We start from the raw sequence: 18,454 nt of genomic DNA, 5'->3' as shown, positions 1-18,454 counted from the left end.
GTCGCACGACGAACCCGGAATTCCAACCGCATGACTGCTCGAACTGACGGCGCCTCCGCTGCCGATCGCGACGACGAACACGACGGCGCGCAATCCGGCCGCTGGCTGATTTCGTACGCGGATCTCATCACGACGCTGATGGTGCTGTTTCTCGCGCTGTATGTGCTCCAGCTCGCGAAATACAACGCACTCGATGCGCGGTACCAGACGCTCGCGCGGCATGCCGAAAGCGCGGCGAGCGCATCCGCTGCCGCTGCCGTGACGCCTGAGCACTCGCCGCCCTGGCTCGCGTTGCTAGATTCGTTGAAGTCGAACGGCCGGATCTCGCTCGTGAAAGCGCCCCATGGCGTGGAGATCGGTATCGACGCGAAGATCCTGTTCAATGTCGGCGATGCACGCTTGTTGCCCGATTCGTCGCCCGTGCTGAACCAGATCGCGCAGGCACTGAGCGATCACGCGACCGGCGACATTCTCGTCGAAGGGCATACCGACAGCGTGCCGATCGCGAACGCGAAATACGAATCGAACTGGGAGCTGTCGTCGGCGCGCGCGGGGAGCGTCGTGCGTTACCTGACCGAGCGCGGCGTCGCCCCGCACCGGCTCGCGGCGATCGGGCGCGCCGATACGCAGCCGCTCGTCGCGGGTGACGATGCGGCCGCACGGGCGCGAAACCGGCGGGTCACGATCTTCGTTGCATACTGATTGGCGCTGAATTTTTGTTGTTCGCGCATCTATAGGCGGCCGCCTACGCCCACCTGACAAGAACATAACGAATCTCGCATGATGAACATCTGAAATCAGCGATGCGGTTCTGCGCGTGCATGCCGATAACCCAAACTGGCTCAGACCGAGCGGTTATCGAGGGTTCCCCATGCATTTCTGGCGCAAGCTTTCCATACAGAACAAGCTGATTCTCAGCATGACGAGCTGCCTGCTCGTGTTCGTCGCGATCTCGAGCGGACTCAGCCTCCGTCTGATCGGCAACGCGGTGCGCGATCGCGTCGTCCGCGAAGAGCTGCCGACGGCCGTCAATGGTATCCGCGCCGACGTGCAGCGGCAGATGGCCGGGCCGATCGCTGCTTCGCGGATTCTCGCGCGCGATGCGTTCCTGCTGCAATGGGAAGCTGACGGCGAGCCTGATGCCGGCACGCGCAACTGGATCCAGCTCGCGAAGAACGTGAAGGATGAGCAGAAGGCTGCGTCGGTGCAGTGGGTGTCTGTGAAGAGTGGCAACTACTACAACGAGTCCGGGCTGCAGCGGAAGGTGACTGACAAGGATCAGTGGCTGACCGGCTTTTTGTCGTCCGGCAAGGCGTTCGACGTGAACATGGACCGTGAGGTGACGGTCGGCGGTTACATGATGTTCATCAACAGTCGTGTCGAGCTCGACGGTGTGCCGATCGGTGCGGCGTGTATGAGCTTGTCCGTCGATGCGCTCGCGAAGGGTATTGCTGCCTATCGGATCGGCGAGACCGGGTTCGCGTATCTCGTGCGTCCTGATGGCGCGATCATGATGCATCGCGATACGGCGCTGATCGATGGGAAGCATTTCATGAAGGACCAGCAGGGGTTGCCGGGCGATGCGTCGTCGACGCTGCTGGCCGGTCAGCCGTATGCGTACCTGAGCTACAACGGCGACGGCGGCGCGCGTTTCATCGCGACGTCGTTCATTCCGGAGTTGAATGCGTATGTGGTCGTCGAGGTGCCGCAGGCGGAACTGCTCGGGCCGGTGACGCGTGCGATTCGCAGCGCGGCGCTGGTTGCGGCGGTGGTGGGGCTTGGTGTCGCGCTGCTCGTGATCTGGCTGGTGGGTCGTGCGATTGCCGCGCCGATTCGTCGCGCGGCGACGCTGCTGTCGGAGATCGCCAGCGGTCAGGGTGACCTCACGCGCCGGATGACGGTTGAGAGCCAGGACGAGATCGGGCAGTTGTCGGATGCGTTCAACCGGTTCGTGTCGTCGCTGTCTACGCTGGTTCATAGCATTCGCGCGGCTTCCTCGTCGATTGCGACCGGGTCGGCGCAGATTGCGACGGGGAATGCGGATCTCAGCGAACGTACCGAAGGGCAGTCGAGCAACCTGGAACGCACGGCTTCGTCGATGGAAGAAATCACGGCCGTGGTGCGGAACAACACCGAAACGGCGACGACGGCCGCGAAGATGATCAACGGTGCTTCCGATACGGCGGCGCGCGGCGGGCAAGTGGTGGGTGAAGTCGTGACCACGATGCAGGAGATCAGCGACGCGTCGCAGCGGATCTCCGAGATCATCGTGATGATCGACAGTATCTCGTTTCAGACGAATATTCTTGCGCTGAATGCGGCTGTGGAAGCGGCGCGGGCTGGCGAGCAGGGGCGCGGATTTGCGGTGGTGGCTTCGGAAGTGCGGAATCTGGCGCAGCGTAGTGCGCAGGCGGCGAAGGAAATCAAGGTGCTGATCGAGCATAGCGCGGGGACGGTGAATACCGGGTCGCGGCTGGTGAGTGAGGCCGGGAAGGTGATGCGCGATGTTGTCTCGCAGGTTCAAGGCGTCAGCGCGATGATGAGCGAGATCGCCGAAGCGAGCCTGGAGCAGAGTGCCGGGATCGATCAGATTGGCGATGCGGTGCAGTCGCTCGATCAGATGACGCAGCAGAATGCTGCGCTGGTGGAGGAAAGCGCGGCGGCTGCGGCGAGCTTGAAGCAGCAGGCGGCAGAATTGACCCGGCTGGTGTCGGCTTTCAAGGTGGATGAGTAAAGTCTTGGTGACGCTTTAGAATGTGTCGCTATTGAAGGACGGCTACCGTGGAGTCACGGCAGCCGCTTTGCCATTCAGGCGCTCATAGTTGCGCTATCGCGATTATTTAGCGAAATAAAAGGATGTGATCATTTGGTTAACTATTTATTCTCAGGTTGCCATGTCAAGTAACCCTGCTTGGATCGCGTCTTGGAGTACAGAGGACGGACTTGCGCCCGTCGATAGCGGGATGACGAGGCGAAATCTGGCCCTTGTGATAGTAAGGTAGAGTTCACGAAGAGTCTGCTGCTCAATCGCAGTAGCAAGCGCATCGTTGTTAGAGACACGGGGTGGTACAACTCCTTGCTCCAACCCGACGGCGACAACGGCGTCAAACTCTTGCCCGCCGACATATGCGGGCCTAGTTAGAACGACCAGAGGTTGAGTCGGCGGCAATCTTACGCCGCGCTCTTCCAGCACCTGAAGGGGCAGATCTGTTCCGCGTAGTGCACTCAGGACATCATCCCAGTATTGATCTGCGTGGCAAATTACTCCTATTTGACGGATGTTTGCTTTGCGAAGGTCGCGGATGCGTCGCAGAACAAATTTCCCTAATTTACTTTCGGCTCCGCCAATTTCGACTTTCGGTCGAGCAACAAGAGGATGGTTTTCATCCTCCATTTTATCTGCTATGCCGGTGAAGTCCGGGAAATCAGCCCCGAAGAGGTCCGTGCTTCGCTGAATAACGAAGAATGCCAATCTAACAATATCACGAGTTGAGCGATGAATAGATGATAGATTTTCACTGGCCATGCCTGTAATTCCAAGCGAGGCGAAACCGGCGCTTGATTGACCATATATGTCTTGCGCCTCGTCGAGTGCAAGGACTATGGGGACGTGTTGAGATTTTCCGTTTGTCAGGAATGGAAATACTCTGCGTTCGTTTTCGTTGAACAGCTGGGTCTCGTCAACAAATACGTAATCGTACCCAAGGTCTTTTCTTTTCAGTTCCCATATTGGCGTGCGCAGCCTGCCTAGAAGCGACAAGGCGATATCGTCAGTGTCAAGAACTTGAAGTCCTTCAAATATGGTAGCTCGATAGCGCTCGAACACGTAGAACATAAAAAGTCTTTCGCTTTCGCTGAGCAATCCATGTAGGCGACTCAGTTGCTGTTCGGATTCTACGTATCGACGCTTGTCATTTTCCAGTCCATGTCCTTTGATGGCACTGGAGATTTCGGCCATGGCAAGTTTTACGAATGGGCGCATTAAATCCGGTTCTCTTTTTATCTCGGATAGTAATGTGCTGTTTCGTACAACTACTTCCATGTCTATAAATGCTTGTCCGATCGAGGACGTTAACTCATTAAACTGAAATTCTTTGGCGGCCTCGGCATCAGGGTCAATAATGGATGAGAATTCTAGTCCTAGTTGTTGGATGCCGTATTCGGTTAGGGTCATTACGTCAATGATCCTGTTGGTACCCCTCATCTCAGATCCATTCTCGAGGACGTCGAATTTCTCGATGACCTTCGTTGCCATGGCTGCGTTATGAGCTATGTAAAGTACGCGCACCGGAGTATTTCTTTTTTTTGCAATGTCTAAGCATCTAAGTGCGAGCAATTGCATGAGTAGGGTTTTCCCAGATCCCCCTGGCCCGACAATGCGTAAAGGATGCAAATCAATTGCCTGAGAGTTCAAGATGCGACGTTGATTGTTTGACAATGGACTCGTTGAATCTAGCCACTGATCGAAGCTTAGGCCGATTGATTTGATTAAATCTACACTGGCGAAAGCCCGATCCGATGCGCTAACTTCGACGTTGGCATATTCGTCCCAGTGGCCTCCATCCAGCCATGTGAATGTTGATAGTGCATCGGATAAACCTTTCAAGTCATTTTGATCCGCGGCAGGAATCCTGCGTGGTGACATTAAGATGTCGGATACATCCCGGTAAAGAGAGTTGATGTGAGAGAATTCCTGCTCTGCGGTTTCTGAAAGCTTGTTGAAGTCGTGCATGGGGCCAGCGCAGACAAATGCCCTATTGCCGGTGCTAACTGCGTCGATATTTCTCTCGATGAAGCCGACGCTATACTGGCGCGCGGTAGAGCCCCGTCCAGCCAAACAAGTATGAGTGCCATTGGCATAGGATCGATGAATAAATGCACCATCAATTCGATAACCGCGTAAGCGTTGATTGAGAACATATAAGCAGCGCTCAAACACCTCACGGGAAATTTCGGGTCTGTTTGCTAAGCCGGCAGCTGAGTCTAATCTAATAAATCCCCAAGCTTCTGCTCCGGTGCCGCTTAAATAGTCAATATTCCAAAATGCTAGAACTTCACCGTTTGTTGTGCCAGCAAGGCGCGCGGGACCTTGTGAAAATTCTTTTCCTATTAAGTTGTCGCTCGAGCTTGGGTTTAATGAAAAGCGCACTAACTCATCGACTACAGTTGGCTTGCTCAGTAACCAATCGGCTGTCGGTTGGGTGATTGCAAAATATTTCATTTTGGAAATCCAAGGTCAGAAATGTAGTTTCCGATTGTTGTCTGAGTAAAATCTGGTGAGCCGACGCGAACATGCATGGCAGCATATCTGGTAAGTAGGTCGGCAAAAAAGCCACTTTTTAGTACCGCCCGCTTCATTGGTCGAATCTCTGCAAATGCAGCCGCGGCTGGAACTTTTTTTGCCACTTTCGCGACGGAGGAATGCCAATCTCGGGTCGCGATTTCTTGCGCTTCATCGAATAAATCGACAGGGGCAGTAATCGGATAGCGAAAAAGAACTAACGAGTGAGAGTCGATTGCCGACCACTCTATTGGTTGGTTGTCTTTTGGGAGAAAATGTAAGTCGATGGAGTGTGAATTTTTTATTATATTCTCGTAGAGTGTTTTTGCTGATTTTGTTCCGAGTGCGTTGCATATCAATTTCGCGTCGCATTCAGATAATTCGCCATCGTGAATTTTCTTTAATATTTCAATACAGGCAATTGATTTTTCGGCGGCCGATTTTTCTTTTAATCCGGTTTTTGTGTCGGATGTGAGGTCATTTAGCTTCACTTCCGTGCGAATTATTGTGTCGATTGGTGGGGGTGAGAAGCGGCCGTTCGATGTAGCTAAGTCACCGATGTTCAATGTGGTTAGCTGTCCACGTAATTCCCGCATCACCACGGGTAGAAATGCGCTCGTGGAGAAATAGCTGCTCAAACTTATGATTGGTAGATAAGTGATTGTTTCTACTTTTCCTTGTGCAAGATCGCAGGGAGGGGTAATTACAATTCCCGCGCGACGACGCATCCCAAGTAACCCGTAGGTCGGGAGGTTTACCCAGATATCTCCGGCGGAGTGCTGAGTTTCGGGATTTGAATCGTAATAGTCGTTTGCACCTATCGGGAGGTTTGGTGGCATATTTTTTTGTGGTGTGGTCTCTAAGGGACTGTACACCACTGTCGATGAAAAGTGTGGCGTTAGAGCTATTCCGAATGATGAATCGGGTAAACCATGATTCTTATCTTGAGGTTGAATTTTGATGGGTGTGACTATTTGCGAGCGAAGTCGCTATTGCAATAGAGTCTTGTGCGAAAACTGTCGAATTGCTTCATCCATGAGGTTGTCTAATAAGTGATGTCCGACGAGTTTCTGGATAGACCAGGCAAGGTGTGGTCGACATAGTGTGATTGATTAAAAGCGCCAGTACCGCACCGATTGCAAACCCTCGCAACACGTCTCCCTCTACCTAACGGCCAATTCCCTTCAATTCCCCATTTCTGAGATGCCAGCCCAACTACACTGGTCATGAGGCCTCGCCTCTAGACCATCGAAAGTTGAACGCATCCCCCTTCGCCACGACGGTCGAAAAGCTCGTTTTGACCAACAAGACACAGGGGAAGAGGAGAAAGAAGGGGAAACCCAAGGCATCAAAGAAGCGCGGGCCGCATGGGCGGCAACCCATACGACCCGCTGACCACCACCAACTCACACAAGGAGTCGGCAATGGATAACGCCTATATTAAGATGTCCAAAGAAGCTCAAACGGTATCCCGAGGTTGAACTGATCCTCGACAACAAACCGGACCTTCCGCAGGAGGGCCAGCCGTACATGCCATGGATGCGCGCCATCGACGCGCATTTCGATATGTTCGGATTCCTACCAGGTGATCGCGTATATCTCGTATTCGATTTCGATCTTCGGATCATCACCATCAAACCTGATCGGAGCGCGCTGAACTGGCGAGAGCAGCCTTACGGTGCGGCTGCCCAAGAAGAGGAACAGTCATAATCAACAAGGGCCGCTTCGCGCGGCCCTTGTTGCAGGATTGCTATTTCGGCCCGAACACAACCGAGAGCGGGGGGCTATTGCGGGAGCCGTGTCCGTGTTGATGCTCACCTTTAACGATTGTCGTGACTGGTGTATGCGGAGGGACCCACGCAACCGCGAACCCTAACCCGCCCGCACTTTTACGATCTTCCCCCGCTGCAACACATATTCGACGCGCTCCCCCTGACCGGCCACCACGCCGATATCCTCAAGCGGATTCCCATCGAGCACGACCAGATCCGCGATCGCTCCCGCCGCAACCACCCCGAGCTGCCCCTCCATGTTGACGATCTCCGCCGCCACGGTCGTCGCCGACCTGAGCGCTTCCAGATTCCCCAGCACCTCCGCCCGAATCCGAAACTCTCCGCACTGGAATGCGTGCATTTCCCCGAGCAGATCCGACCCGAACCCCATCTTCACGCCGGCGTTCGCATAGATTTCCAGCGATTCGCGCCCTTTCTGCTGAACGGAAGCCACCTTTGCGCCCGATTCGGGCGGCATCCCGAACTCCGCGCCGTGTTTGGCAAGCGCGTCATAAGTGACAAGCGTGGGCACCACAAACGCCCCATGCTCATGCATCAGCTTCGCCGCAGCCTCATCCACAAGATTCCCATGCTCAATCGTCCTCACCCCACAGCGCACCGCCCGTGCAATCGCCCGCCCCGTATACGCATGTGCCATCACATAAGTATTCGCAGCCTCGGCTTCATCCACGATCGCCCGAATCTCATCCTCCGAATACTGCGTGTTCGCAATCGGATCGGTCGGCGAAGCAACGCCCCCTGACGCCATGATCTTGATCTGCGTCGCGCCTTTCTGAATTTCTTCACGTACCGCGAGCCGCACACCCTCAACCCCGTCCACCACCCGAGCAATCGCCCCCGTCCTGAAACAGCTCGAGCAAGGCTCCAGCAAATCCCCGCGCGGCCGAAAGTCCCCATGTCCGCCGGTCTGCGACAACGCCTTTCCCGACGGAAAAATCCGCGGCCCCGACACCAGCCCGGTCTCGACCGCCTGCATCAAACTCCAGTCCGCACCGCCTGCATCACGCACACTGGTGAAGCCACGCGACAACATCGCATCGAGAATCGGCAACGACCGAATCGCCGCAAGAATATTCGGCTGCGTCGCATTCGCGCCGAGATTTGCATTCGAAGCCAGCACATGCACATGGCAATCGATGAACCCCGGCATCACGGTCTTGCCGCGCACGTCGATCACCAGCGCATTCGGAAAATCCACCGGCCGATCGGTGACTTCGACGATCCGGTCGCCGTCGATCACGACATGATGATGGTCGAGCAGCACGCCCCGTTCGAGATCGAGTACGTTGCCGCCTTGAAGCACGGTAATGGTCATGGAGAAGATCCTTATCGAGTCGTTGACGTGTTGCGCCGTGCGTCCTTCACGAAGCGCGTCCCGATGAAGCTGACGGCCGCCGCGAGGGTCACGTAGAAGGCCGGCGCCATGTTGCTGCCGGTGCGTGCGATGAGCCACGTGATCAGGAACGGCGCGAAGCCGCCGAAGATCGTGACCGCGAAGTTGTAGGCGACGGACAACCCGGTCGACAGCACCTTGGTCGGGAACAGTTCGGCGAACGCTGCGAGGATCGGCCCCGTGTAGGTCGCGATCAGCACGCCGAACACGGCCTGGAACACGATCAGCGACGTGAACCCGGGCGCATGGTTGATCCACGCGAACATCGGCCACGCGAGCACGAAGATGGCAAGCGCCGATCCGGACAGGAACACGCGTCGTCCCCACACGTCGGCGAGCCGGCCGACGATCGGCGAGCAGCACATGATCATCAGCCCGCCGACCATGCCGGCCGCGAAACCGGTCGATTGCGGCAGATGCAGCGTGCGCACGGAATAAGTCGGCATGTAGAAGAGCAGCACGTAGGTGCAGACGGTCCACAGAATGACCATCGAAAAGCTCGCGAACGTCTCGCGCGGGTAGGTGGAGAGCACTTCCTTCAGCGGCGAGCTTTCTTTCGCCTGCGCTTCGACGGCACTGAACGCGGGCGTCTCGTCGAGATGGCTGCGGATGAAGTAGCCGACGGGCCCGACGATGATCCCGAGCAGGAACGGCAGTCGCCAGCCCCAGCTATGCAGCGCCTGCACGTCGAGCGACGTCGTGACGAACGTGCCGGTCGCGGCGCCGAGCAGCACGGCGAAGCCGATGCTCGACTGGATCCAGCTCGAGTAGTACGCGCGCTTCTCCGGCGGCGCGTATTCGGTGAGGAACGCGGTGGCGCCGCCCATCTCGCCGCCGGCCGAGAAACCTTGCAGCAGCCGCGCGACGACGATCAGCAGCGGCGCGGCGATACCGGCCTGTTCGTAGGTCGGCGCGAGCCCGATGAGCGCGGTGCCGGCGGCCATCATGAGGATGGTGAGCGACAGCGCGGCCTTGCGCCCGACCTTGTCGGCGTAGATGCCGAGCACGATGCCGCCGACGGGCCGCATGAAGAAGCCGACGCCGAACGTCGCGACGGTCAGCAGCACGGACGTCAGTTCGTTGCCGGTCGGAAAGAACAGTTTCGCGATGATGACCGCGAAGAAGCTGTAGACGGTGAAATCGAACCATTCGAGACCGTTGCCGATCACGGTCGCGACGATGGCGCGGCGGCGCTGCTGCACTGCCGCATCGACGGCAGGCGCGGCGCGCGGGGAAAGCGTTCCTTGCATGGTCTCTTCCTTGGTCAGAAGACGGGACGGGCGCCCCGCGTGAACCCCATGCTAAGGACAGCGCGATTTTTTTCTGAAACGAAAGATTCGCATGCACGCATGCGCTGGGCGCATGCGTCGCGTTCAGGGTAGGTCAGGGCGCCGTCTGCCGCTCCGCCTGTTCGAACAGCCAGCGCGTGAACAGGCGTGCGGCGTGGTTCTGCGCGCGGTCGTTGGGCGAGATCACGTAGTAGCCTCCACCGTGGCTCGCGGATGCGTCGGTCACGCGCACGAGCAGCCCGGCCTCGATGCATGCGTCGATCATGTAGCGCCAGCCGAGCGACACGCCCTGGCCGAGAATCGTCATCTGCACGATCTGCGGATACGAGTTGATCGTGATGTCTTGCGGCTGCGCCTTCTGCCGGTCGATGTCGTTCTGGTTGAACCATTCGGACCACGACATCCACTGACGCTGCCCGTCCTCGAGGCGCAGCAGCGTCTCGTGCGCGAGATCGGCCGCGTCGAGCGTGCGGCCGGCCAGGTAGCCCGGCGCGCAGACGGGAAACACTTCCTCGTCGAAGAGGCGCCGCGCGGTGTATTCGGCGGGCGCCTGCTGGCGCACGTAGTAGACGCCCACGTCGAACTCCGCCGGCGACATCGACGCGAGCCCGTCGCGCACGATCAGCCGCAGCTTGATGTTCGGATACGCGGCGCGAAATTCGGGCAGGCGCGGCGTGAGCCACAGCAGCGCCACGCCGGACGAGCATGCGATCGTCAGTTCGAGATCGCCGTAGGGCTTCATCACGTCGTGCGTGGCTTCCGCGCATAGCGTGAGCAGATGGTGCACCTGCGCCGCGTATTGCTCGCCGGCGATCGTCAGGCGCAGCGAACGATGTTCGCGCACAAACAGCGAGCGGCCGAGGAATTCCTCGAGCTGCTGGATCTGCCGGCTGATCGCGCTTTGGGTCAGGTGCAGCTCGGCGGCCGCGCGCGTGAAGCTCGCGTGCCGCACGGCGGCTTCGAACGCGACGAGGCACTGGAGGGGCGGCAGGGGCGTGATGCGCATGGCGGGCGTGAGGGTCGTGTGGCTCGCGACATCATAAGCGCGGATCACAAGAGAATCGCAAACCCGCGCATGGGTGAAAGCCCGCCCCTCGGGTTGTCGCCTGCCGCTTCAACGCGGGCTTTCGTCGGCCGTCTCGCGATCGTCGATGCGAAAAACGATCGGCCCTCGCGGATAGTTCTTGATATCCGGAGAGAAGTCGTACTTTCCCTCGCCGCAATAATATAAAAACGAAACGATCCAGATCGCGAAGGAGAAGATCAGGGAGAGGCGCCCCCAGATGAAGAAGGCCAGCAGGCCGAGCGCGGCGAGAATGGAGAAAAAGACGACGGCCTTGCGCCACGGCGTCCTGAGTTTCAGCCAGGTCTCCGGGTGAATGCCGGCGGCAATGAAGGTATTGCGATCGAAGCGCAGCCCCTGATGCGCGAGGCCGCACAGAATGGCGACGAGCAGGTCGTGACGATTCTTGAAGCCCGCGCAGCGAATGGCATCGTCGGCGTCGGTCGGGATGAGATTCATGCGCAGCGTATAGGCCGTGGCGGGTTCGCGCGTGGCGCGTCGCCAGAACTGGAAGTTCGCGGGGCTTCTGGTGACGCCGGACGCCGTGTTGTATTCGACGTCATAGGGGCGGTCGGGGTTGGCAACGGCTTCGCGCCATTCGACGCACTGTTCTTTCGGGATGGCGGCCGGTTCCGGACGTGTGCCGAGGCCATAGCGGAAACCGGTCGAGTCGACCTCGAACCAGGCGCCGGCATGTCTCACGCCGCGAATGACGATCCTCACGGCCCACGCGCACACACCCAGTATCGCGAGCCACAGGACGAACACGATGGGGCCTTTGTCGAAAAAGGAACCGTCGTAAAACGGACCGACGAGCAGCCCCGTGAATATCGTGCCGAACAGCAGCGCCAGCCCGATATTGGCCAGGTAGGTGTTGAACAGATCGGGAACGCCTTCGCAGGAAGGGATGCTGTGCAGATGCGCCGGCAGCGTAATGATCCGCGGCGTCGATTCCGCATCCCGGTCCGGTCGAGTCGGCGTGCTGTCGAGTTCGGGCGAGGCGGGGTCGTCGGAAGGTGTCGTCATGGCGCGCGGGATGGCTGTCGAGACCGATTGGATTTGTCATATGGTAGTCGATCTGGCGGGCGTGTCTGCCCACCACCCGGAGGCCGGTAGACGGTAAAAAGCGATACGACGGGCGCGGACTGAAAGGCAATCACATGCCGAAAGGGCGCTGTAGCGCTGCCGTATTCATGCGAAGATTGACCGCACAACACACTCGCCCGAGAACGACGTGACCCCATTCAACGCTGAGAGCAAACCGGACGCCGACCATCCACCGTGGATGCCCGTCGCGATGGCCGAACTCGGCATCCGCCGCCACCCACCCGGCAGCATCAACCCGCGCATCGTCGAATACAACAACCAGACGAACCTGGTCGGCTACGACGACAAAATTTCCTGGTGCTCGTCCTTCGTCAACTGGTGCATGAAGCACGCCGGCATTGGCGGCACCGGTTCCGCACTCGCACGCTCATGGCTCGAATGGGGCCGGCCGCTGGAGCGCCCCGTCTACGGTTGTATCGCGATCCTGACGCGCGACGATCCCGCGAGCTGGAAAGGGCATGTCGGTTTCTACCTGCGTCACGACGACGAACAGGTGTATCTCTTCGGCGGCAACCAGCTGGAAGAAGTCCGTGAACTCGCGTACCCGTTGAACGAAGTGATCGGATACCGCTGGCCCGACGCTGGATGACCTCGCAGCGGCAGCGGACACAAAACTGCAATCTCCGCCGTATCTGCCGCTGCTAATCTGTCACGCACTGTATTGACCCACCCGGAGCCCGTCGGCGCGCCAACCCGCAGCCGCCGGCCTCAGCACCCTCAAGGAGCCAGCAGTGCAAACCGGTAATCTCCGCCTCTACGCAGATACGCAATACACGAGCCCATACGCAATGTCGGTCTTCGTTGCGCTCGAGGAAAAAGCGCTGCCTTACGAACTGGTAACCGTCGATCTCGGCAACCGCGCGCATTTCGCCCCCGACTATGCGGCGACGTCGCTGACGCAACGCGTGCCGACGCTCGTGCACGACGATTTCGCGCTGTCGGAATCGTCGGCGATAACCGAGTATCTCGACGAGATATTTCCGGGCACGCGGCTCTATCCGGTCGAGCCGCGCCAGCGTGCACATGCACGACAGGTGCAGGCATGGCTGCGCAGCGACCTGATGCCGGTTCGTACGGAGCGGTCGACCGAAGTGCTGTTCTACGGGCCGTCGAGCGAGCCGCTGTCGAGCTTGGCGCAAGCCGCCGCGCAGAAGCTGTTCGCGGCTGCCGACAAGCTGCTCGCGCCGGGCGCGGCCAACCTGTTCGGCGAGTGGAGCATTGCCGATGTCGACCTGGCGGTGATGCTGAACCGTCTGGTGCTGAATGACGATCCGGTGCCGCAGCGCCTCGCCGACTATGCGCGTGCGCAGTGGGAGCGGGCGTCGGTGCAGCGCTGGGTGAAGCTGAAGCGGCCGCCGTTGTAAATCGCGGGGGCAAGGGGCGCGGTGCGACAGAGAGGGGGCTGGCTGCCCGCGTGCCGCGTCTCAGACCGTCCCCCATGCAACCAAAATCGGCGTGCTAGAGTAAGCCGACTTTCCCCCTTCACCCGAATCCTCCCGAACCGCCATGAGCTATCTTCCCCAACTCGCCGCAGTCGGCGGCGTGATGTTGCTGGCGTGCGTCAGCCCCGGTCCCGACCTGATCGCCGTTTCATCCCATGCGCTAGGCAATCGCCGCGCGGGCCTGCTGGCTGCGCTGGGCATCGCGTCGTCGCATGCGGTCTGGGCCGCGATGGCGATTTTCGGGCTCGGGCTGATCGTCGCGAAGCTCGCGTGGCTGTACGAGGCGATTCGCATCGCCGGTGCCGCGTATCTGATCTATCTGGGCATCAAGACGCTGTCGGGCCTGCGTCAGTCGGCACAGCAGGCTGAAGCCGCGAGCCAGCCGGTCGTTCGCGGCGGCGTGCATGCCTACCGGAAAGGGCTGCTGGTCGGCCTGACCAACCCGAAAGCCGCGGCGTTCTTCGGCAGCCTGTTCGTCACGCTGCTGCCCGCGCATGCGCCGGCATGGGTGCATGGCGCGACGCTGGCCGTGGTCGTCGCCGTATCGGTGACATGGTTCTGCACGATCGCCGTGCTGTTCTCGACGAACCGCGTGCAGACGGGCTACGCGAAACTGCGCAAGCCGATCGACGCGGTGATGGGGACGATCCTGCTGGGGCTCGGCGCGAAGCTGGCACTCGACCGATAACGCTGTAATGAGCGTGCTCGGCCCGATCCTCGTCGTGCTCCTGCTGGCAGCCGGCGTGTTCGTTGCGATCCGGTTCTGGCACAAACCCATCACGCGTATCTTCACCGTTATCGTCGCCGTTGTCGCAGGACTGGGTATTGCGTGGGCGGCGGTTTATCTGATCGCGTTGTCGTCGGTCCAATGTCTGGGATCGTGTGGCTGACGGGCGGGGCGCCGGCAAGTGTTGATGCCGGCGCCGTATCGTGATCACGCTCAGTTCTTCGCCACCGCCTCCACCTCCGGCCCACCCGCCGCGTCATTCCTGCTCCACCCACCCCCAAGCGACCGATACAGCGCCACCGCTGCCAGCGCATGCTCGCGCTTGACCTGATTCAACGAATCGGAATCCCGCAGATAAACCTCCTGCGCGGACAGCACATCCAGAAAATCAGTCGCGCCACCCTTATAGAGCTGATTCGCCAACCCAAGCGCCTTATCCGAAGCAGAAAGCGCACTACCAAGCCTGCGCGACGCCTCATCGGAGCTGACGAGGTTCGCGCGCGCATCCTCGACTTCCCTCAACGCCTGCAGCATCGTCTGCCGTAACCCGAGTTCCGACTCGCGCATCCGGCTTTCGCTCTGCGAGATATCGGCGGTAATCCGTCCCGCATTGAAGATCGGGCTAGTCGCGCTCAACGCGGCACTGAACAGGTTATCGGTCAACGTAGGCAACCCGAGATAGGAAGCGGCGAGAATCCCGTCCGTCAGGTTCAACGAAAACTTCGGATACCGCTCGGCCTTTGCCACACCGACTTGCGCCGCCCGCCGCTCGACCTGCGCATACGCGGTCAGCACATCCGGCCGCCGCAGCAACGCCTGCGAAGGCAACGTCCCCGGCGCACCCACCGGCGGCGCCGGAATCTCGCCGGCCTGCGCAAGCACGAGCCGATCGACCGATTCCGGCGTGCGCCCCGAATACACGGCAATCAGATTGAGCTGATGTGCAATCTGCGCCTGCGTCGGCGGAATCCGCGCTTCGAGTGCATCGAGCTGGTTCTGCGCACGCGTGACGTCGAGCTCAGTCGACAGCCCGAACGCCTGCCGCTTGCGCGTGAGTTCGAGCGCATGCTGCCGGATCTTCGCGTTGTCCTGCAGGATCTTCAATTCCTGCTGCGCCCAGCGCAGATCGACATACGCGGAAGCCGCATCCGCCGCGAGCGCGAGCCGCATCGCATCTTCCGCATGCTTCTGCCCGACGAGTTCGGCCTGCGCGGCGAGCAGGTCGAGCCGTTCGCCGCCGAACACGTCGGGCGACCAGCTCAGCGCGAGCCCCGCACCCGCCTGCCGCACATACCCGAGCGGCGGCGGCGTGTTCTGGCGCGCGTCGGCCGCATGCGCAGTCGCGTCGAGTTCGGGCAGCAGCACCGCACGCTTCTGCACGGTCAGCGCCTGCGCCTGCTTCACGCGTTCGGCTGCTGCCTGCAGATCGAGGTTGCCGTCGAGCACGGTGGCGATCAGCCGGTCGAGCACGGGATCGTGGAATTGCGCCCACCACGCGGCGGCGTCGATGTCCGCGCGCGGCACATCGGTATCCCAACCATCCGGCGCGAGCGTGCGAACCGAATCCTGAAGTGCCGGATGCTGCGCGGGCTGCACCGCACATCCTGCGGCGAGTGCGCTGACGGCGAGGGCGACGAGAAGTTTTTTCATGATGGTGATGACCTCAACCTCAGTGTGCGTCCGGCGGCGGCGCGTTCAGGGAAATGGGTTTGGAGAAGACGACGGCGATCAGCGCGACGACGAAGCACAGCGACAGCGCGTAGTACGCATCTGCGTAAGTGAGCGTCAGCGCTTCGCGATAGATCAGGTGGTGCAGGTTCGCGAGCCCGGCTTGCGCGGTGTCCAGCGTGTTGCCGGCCACCGACGTCCAGTACGCGGCCTGGCGATCGAGCAGCGACGCGACCTGCGGCTGGCCGGCGCTCACGTGCTCGTTCAGGCGCAGGTAGTGAAAGTTCAGCCGGTCGTTGAGCATCGTCGCGCTCACCGCGATGCCGATCGCACCGCCGAGGTTGCGCATCAGGTTGAACAGGCCGCTGGCCGATTTCAGGCGCGACTGCGGCAGCGAGCCGAGCGCCATCGTCACGATCGGCGGCACGCTGAACTGCTGGCCGATGCCGCGCAGCGCTTGCGGCAGCAGCAGTTCGCGCCAGCCCCAGTCATGCGTGATCGGCGTGTACAGGTAGCAGCCGAGCCCGAAGCAGATCAGCCCGAACACGAGCAGCGCGCGCAGGCTGAAGTAGCGCGCGGCGAACGCATACGCACAGAGTGCGACCAGCTGGAACGCACCGACCGACAGCAGCGCCATGCCGATCTGCAGCGAGCTGAACGCGCGCACCTGCGCAAGAAACAGCGGCGTCAGGAACACGGTCACGAAGATCCCGATGCCGGTCACGAACGACAGCAGGCTGCCGATCCCGAAGTTGCGCACCACGAGCGCACGCAGGTCGACGATCGGATCCTTCGCGGTCAGCGCATGCACGATGAACAGGAAGCCGCAGATGCCGGAGATCCATGCGCAGATCATGATGACGTCGTCGCCGAACCAGTTCTTGCGCGGGCCTTCCTCCAGCACGTATTCGAGGCAGCCGAGGAAGCCCGACATCAGCACGATGCCGAGATAGTCGCCGCGCTTGATGAGGCTGAGGTCGGGTTCGTCGATGTGCACGTAGCGCGGCACGAGTGCGGCCACCGCGATACCCGGCACGAGGTTCAGGTAGAACAGCCAGTGCCACGACCACTGGTCGGTGATCCAGCCGCCGATCACGGGGCCGATCGCCGGTGCGAGCGACGCGAGCGCGCCGATGGTCGTCGATGCGATCAGCCGCTGCTTGCCGGGGAACAGCACGAACGCTGTGGTGAACACGGTCGGGATCATCGCGGCGCCGAGCGCACCCTGCAGCCCGCGAAACAGGATCATCGAGTTGATGTCCCATGCGACGCCGCACAGCATGCTGGTGATCGTGAAGCCGACCGCCGATGCGGCGAACAGCCAGCGCGTCGACATCACTTTCGACAGCCAGCCCGACATCGGGATCACGATGATCTCGGCGATCAGGTAGGCCGTTTGCACCCACGACAATTCGTCCTGGCTGGCCGACAAGCCGCCGCCGATGTCGCGCAGCGACGACGCGACGATCTGGATGTCGAGCGTCGCCATGAAGAAGCCGACGCACATCAGCGCGAACGCGAACACGCGCTGTTTGGTCGGTTGCGACGCCGGGTCGCCGGAAAACGCGGTGGTCATCGTCGTCTCCCGTTCAGCTCGCGCGGCCGGTATGCACGGTCACGACCGCGGACAATCCGGGGCGCAGCACGTGATCGAGGCCCGGCTGCGGATCGAGATGCACGCGCACGGGTACGCGCTGGACGATCTTCGTGAAGTTGCCGGTCGCGTTCTCGGGCGGCAGCACGCTGAAGGTTGCGCCGGTGGCGGGCGCGAGGCTGTCGACGCGGCCGTGCAGTTTCGTGCTCGACGCATCGAGCGACACGTCGACGCGATCGCCCGCGTGCATCTTGCGCAGCTGGTCTTCCTTGAAGTTCGCGTCGATCCACAGCCCGGCAGCCGGCACGACCGTCAGCAGCGGCACGCCGACGTTCGCGAGCATCCCGACGCGGCCCGTGCGATTGCCGACGTAGCCATCGACCGGCGAGCGGATCGTCGTGTATTCGACGTTGAGCGCGGCGACGCGCTGCGCGGCGAGCGCGGTGTTCACGCGGGCCTGCGCATCGGCGAGCTGCGCGCCGAGCACGTCGAGCTGACGTTTCGACGCGAGCAGCGCGGCGTCGCTGCGCTCGACGGCGGCACCGGCCTTCGAGTAATCGGCGTCCGCGCGTTCGACGATCTGGTTCGACACGGCGTCGGATTTCACGAGCTCGCGGTAGCGCACGCGATCCGATGCGGCACGCGTGAGTTCGGCCGACGACGCGTTCTTGTCGGCTGCCTGCTGGCCGATCACCGCGTATTGCAGTTGCTGCTTCGCCGCGAGTTCGGTCACGGCGGAGCGGGCGCTGTCGACTTCGGCGCTGGCCTGCGCGAGCTTTGCGTCATAGTCGCGCGCATCGAGTTGCACGAGCACGTCGCCGGCCTTCACGCGCTGGTTGTCGGTCACGAGGATCTTGTCGACGAAGCCGTTGACCTTCGGCGCGAGCACCGTCACGTCGCCGCCGACATACGCATCGTCGGTGCTTTCCTGGAAACGCAGCACGAACAGCCAGTCGAGCGCGGCGGCGGCGGCGACGATGACGACGGCACCCACCGCGATGCGCATCCACGGCACGCGGCGCTGTTGCTTCGCGGGCTGGTCGAGTGTGGCTGCTTCACGGGATGAGGCAGCGGCTTGGGTCGTATCCATCGATTCA

General features: G+C 60.8%; 16 protein-coding genes. 7 read left to right on the top strand and 9 right to left on the bottom strand.

Going from position 1 to position 18,454, the window contains the following annotated elements; all coding sequences use genetic code 11:
* Positions 1 to 30 precede the first annotated feature (30 nt).
* Together LGN19_RS09550 and LGN19_RS09545 are read left to right on the top strand one after the other, a co-directional pair.
* Positions 31 to 702 carry a flagellar motor protein MotB gene (locus LGN19_RS09550; RefSeq protein ID WP_226214236.1) on the top strand — a complete coding sequence of 224 codons (672 nt, stop codon included), beginning with the start codon at positions 31 to 33 and terminating at the stop codon, positions 700 to 702.
* A gap of 169 nt (positions 703 to 871) precedes the next feature.
* The gene (locus LGN19_RS09545; RefSeq protein WP_226214576.1) at positions 872 to 2,734 is read left to right on the top strand and encodes a methyl-accepting chemotaxis protein; all 1,863 of its coding nucleotides are present in this window, start codon (positions 872 to 874) and stop codon (positions 2,732 to 2,734) included.
* Between the two features lie 150 nt (positions 2,735 to 2,884).
* Here the strand turns inward: LGN19_RS09545 and LGN19_RS09540 are convergent, their stop codons facing one another.
* On the bottom strand, positions 2,885 to 5,221 hold the full coding sequence (locus LGN19_RS09540) for a UvrD-helicase domain-containing protein (RefSeq protein WP_226214235.1): 2,337 nt from the start codon (positions 5,219 to 5,221) through the stop codon (positions 2,885 to 2,887).
* Positions 5,218 to 6,120, bottom strand: a complete 903-nt coding sequence (locus LGN19_RS09535; RefSeq protein WP_226214233.1) for a hypothetical protein — start codon at positions 6,118 to 6,120, stop codon at positions 5,218 to 5,220. Before LGN19_RS09535 ends, LGN19_RS09540 begins: the two co-directional genes overlap by 4 nt.
* Positions 6,121 to 6,811: 691 nt before the next feature.
* Between LGN19_RS09535 and LGN19_RS09530 the strand changes: the two genes are divergently transcribed.
* The gene (locus tag LGN19_RS09530) at positions 6,812 to 6,991 is read left to right on the top strand and encodes a hypothetical protein (RefSeq protein ID WP_226214231.1); all 180 of its coding nucleotides are present in this window, start codon (positions 6,812 to 6,814) and stop codon (positions 6,989 to 6,991) included.
* A 162-nt stretch (positions 6,992 to 7,153) separates the two neighbouring features.
* On the opposite strand, the gene LGN19_RS09525 is transcribed toward LGN19_RS09530, so the two are convergent.
* The 4 genes from LGN19_RS09525 to LGN19_RS09510 form a co-directional block, all read right to left on the bottom strand.
* Positions 7,154 to 8,389 (bottom strand): metal-dependent hydrolase family protein, encoded by a 1,236-nt coding sequence (locus tag LGN19_RS09525; protein WP_226214229.1) that lies wholly within the window; start codon positions 8,387 to 8,389, stop codon positions 7,154 to 7,156.
* An 11-nt stretch (positions 8,390 to 8,400) separates the two neighbouring features.
* A complete protein-coding gene (locus tag LGN19_RS09520; RefSeq protein WP_122949060.1) occupies positions 8,401 to 9,717 on the bottom strand; it encodes an MFS transporter in 1,317 nt (438 codons plus the stop codon).
* A 133-nt stretch (positions 9,718 to 9,850) separates the two neighbouring features.
* A complete protein-coding gene (locus LGN19_RS09515) occupies positions 9,851 to 10,762 on the bottom strand; it encodes a LysR substrate-binding domain-containing protein (protein WP_226214574.1) in 912 nt (303 codons plus the stop codon).
* A gap of 108 nt (positions 10,763 to 10,870) precedes the next feature.
* Entirely contained in the window at positions 10,871 to 11,845 is a 975-nt protein-coding gene (locus tag LGN19_RS09510; RefSeq protein WP_226214227.1) for a hypothetical protein, read from the bottom strand.
* Between the two features lie 259 nt (positions 11,846 to 12,104).
* Between LGN19_RS09510 and LGN19_RS09505 the strand changes: the two genes are divergently transcribed.
* The 4 genes from LGN19_RS09505 to LGN19_RS09490 all read left to right on the top strand — a co-directional run bounded on the left by LGN19_RS09505 (position 12,105) and on the right by LGN19_RS09490 (position 14,258).
* Positions 12,105 to 12,515, top strand: a complete 411-nt coding sequence (locus LGN19_RS09505) for a TIGR02594 family protein (protein WP_226214573.1) — start codon at positions 12,105 to 12,107, stop codon at positions 12,513 to 12,515.
* A gap of 142 nt (positions 12,516 to 12,657) precedes the next feature.
* Positions 12,658 to 13,290: a glutathione transferase gene (gene yfcF, locus LGN19_RS09500; protein WP_175221738.1), complete on the top strand. Its 633-nt coding sequence runs from the start codon at positions 12,658 to 12,660 to the stop codon at positions 13,288 to 13,290.
* 142 nt (positions 13,291 to 13,432) lie between these two features.
* On the top strand, positions 13,433 to 14,056 hold the full coding sequence (locus LGN19_RS09495; protein ID WP_175221739.1) for a LysE family transporter: 624 nt from the start codon (positions 13,433 to 13,435) through the stop codon (positions 14,054 to 14,056).
* A gap of 7 nt (positions 14,057 to 14,063) precedes the next feature.
* Positions 14,064 to 14,258 carry a hypothetical protein gene (locus LGN19_RS09490; RefSeq protein WP_226214225.1) on the top strand — a complete coding sequence of 65 codons (195 nt, stop codon included), beginning with the start codon at positions 14,064 to 14,066 and terminating at the stop codon, positions 14,256 to 14,258.
* Between the two features lie 50 nt (positions 14,259 to 14,308).
* Here LGN19_RS09490 and LGN19_RS09485 read toward each other — a convergent pair whose 3' ends face one another.
* The 3 genes from LGN19_RS09485 to LGN19_RS09475 are packed head-to-tail and all read right to left on the bottom strand — an operon-like array spanning position 14,309 to position 18,447.
* Positions 14,309 to 15,745: an efflux transporter outer membrane subunit gene (locus LGN19_RS09485; protein ID WP_226214223.1), complete on the bottom strand. Its 1,437-nt coding sequence runs from the start codon at positions 15,743 to 15,745 to the stop codon at positions 14,309 to 14,311.
* Positions 15,746 to 15,764: 19 nt separating this feature from the next.
* Positions 15,765 to 17,339, bottom strand: coding sequence for a DHA2 family efflux MFS transporter permease subunit (locus LGN19_RS09480; protein WP_226214221.1), 1,575 nt, complete (start codon positions 17,337 to 17,339; stop codon positions 15,765 to 15,767).
* A gap of 13 nt (positions 17,340 to 17,352) precedes the next feature.
* Positions 17,353 to 18,447, bottom strand: a complete 1,095-nt coding sequence (locus tag LGN19_RS09475) for an HlyD family secretion protein (RefSeq protein WP_226214219.1) — start codon at positions 18,445 to 18,447, stop codon at positions 17,353 to 17,355.
* Positions 18,448 to 18,454: the final 7 nt, after the last annotated feature.

The organism is Burkholderia sp. AU30198 (assembly GCF_020419825.1).
GTDB lineage: Bacteria > Pseudomonadota > Gammaproteobacteria > Burkholderiales > Burkholderiaceae > Burkholderia.
This window is presented reverse-complemented; position numbering and strand designations above follow the sequence as displayed.

Bases quoted from the DNA above. Each gene is read 5' to 3' on its own strand.
- LGN19_RS09490 (WP_226214225.1), top strand. From the start codon at position 14,064: ATGAGCGTGCTCGGCCCGATCCTCGTCGTGCTCCTGCTGGCAGCCGGC.
- LGN19_RS09520 (WP_122949060.1), bottom strand. From the start codon at position 9,717: ATGCAAGGAACGCTTTCCCCGCGCGCCGCGCCTGCCGTCGATGCGGCA.
- LGN19_RS09525 (WP_226214229.1), bottom strand. From the start codon at position 8,389: ATGACCATTACCGTGCTTCAAGGCGGCAACGTACTCGATCTCGAACGG.
- LGN19_RS09550 (WP_226214236.1), top strand. From the start codon at position 31: ATGACTGCTCGAACTGACGGCGCCTCCGCTGCCGATCGCGACGACGAA.
- LGN19_RS09545 (WP_226214576.1), top strand. From the start codon at position 872: ATGCATTTCTGGCGCAAGCTTTCCATACAGAACAAGCTGATTCTCAGC.
- LGN19_RS09505 (WP_226214573.1), top strand. From the start codon at position 12,105: ATGCCCGTCGCGATGGCCGAACTCGGCATCCGCCGCCACCCACCCGGC.
- LGN19_RS09510 (WP_226214227.1), bottom strand. From the start codon at position 11,845: ATGACGACACCTTCCGACGACCCCGCCTCGCCCGAACTCGACAGCACG.
- LGN19_RS09540 (WP_226214235.1), bottom strand. From the start codon at position 5,221: ATGAAATATTTTGCAATCACCCAACCGACAGCCGATTGGTTACTGAGC.
- LGN19_RS09480 (WP_226214221.1), bottom strand. From the start codon at position 17,339: ATGACCACCGCGTTTTCCGGCGACCCGGCGTCGCAACCGACCAAACAG.
- LGN19_RS09495 (WP_175221739.1), top strand. From the start codon at position 13,433: ATGAGCTATCTTCCCCAACTCGCCGCAGTCGGCGGCGTGATGTTGCTG.
- LGN19_RS09535 (WP_226214233.1), bottom strand. From the start codon at position 6,120: ATGCCACCAAACCTCCCGATAGGTGCAAACGACTATTACGATTCAAAT.
- LGN19_RS09530 (WP_226214231.1), top strand. From the start codon at position 6,812: ATGCCATGGATGCGCGCCATCGACGCGCATTTCGATATGTTCGGATTC.
- LGN19_RS09485 (WP_226214223.1), bottom strand. From the start codon at position 15,745: ATGAAAAAACTTCTCGTCGCCCTCGCCGTCAGCGCACTCGCCGCAGGA.
- LGN19_RS09515 (WP_226214574.1), bottom strand. From the start codon at position 10,762: ATGCGCATCACGCCCCTGCCGCCCCTCCAGTGCCTCGTCGCGTTCGAA.
- LGN19_RS09475 (WP_226214219.1), bottom strand. From the start codon at position 18,447: ATGGATACGACCCAAGCCGCTGCCTCATCCCGTGAAGCAGCCACACTC.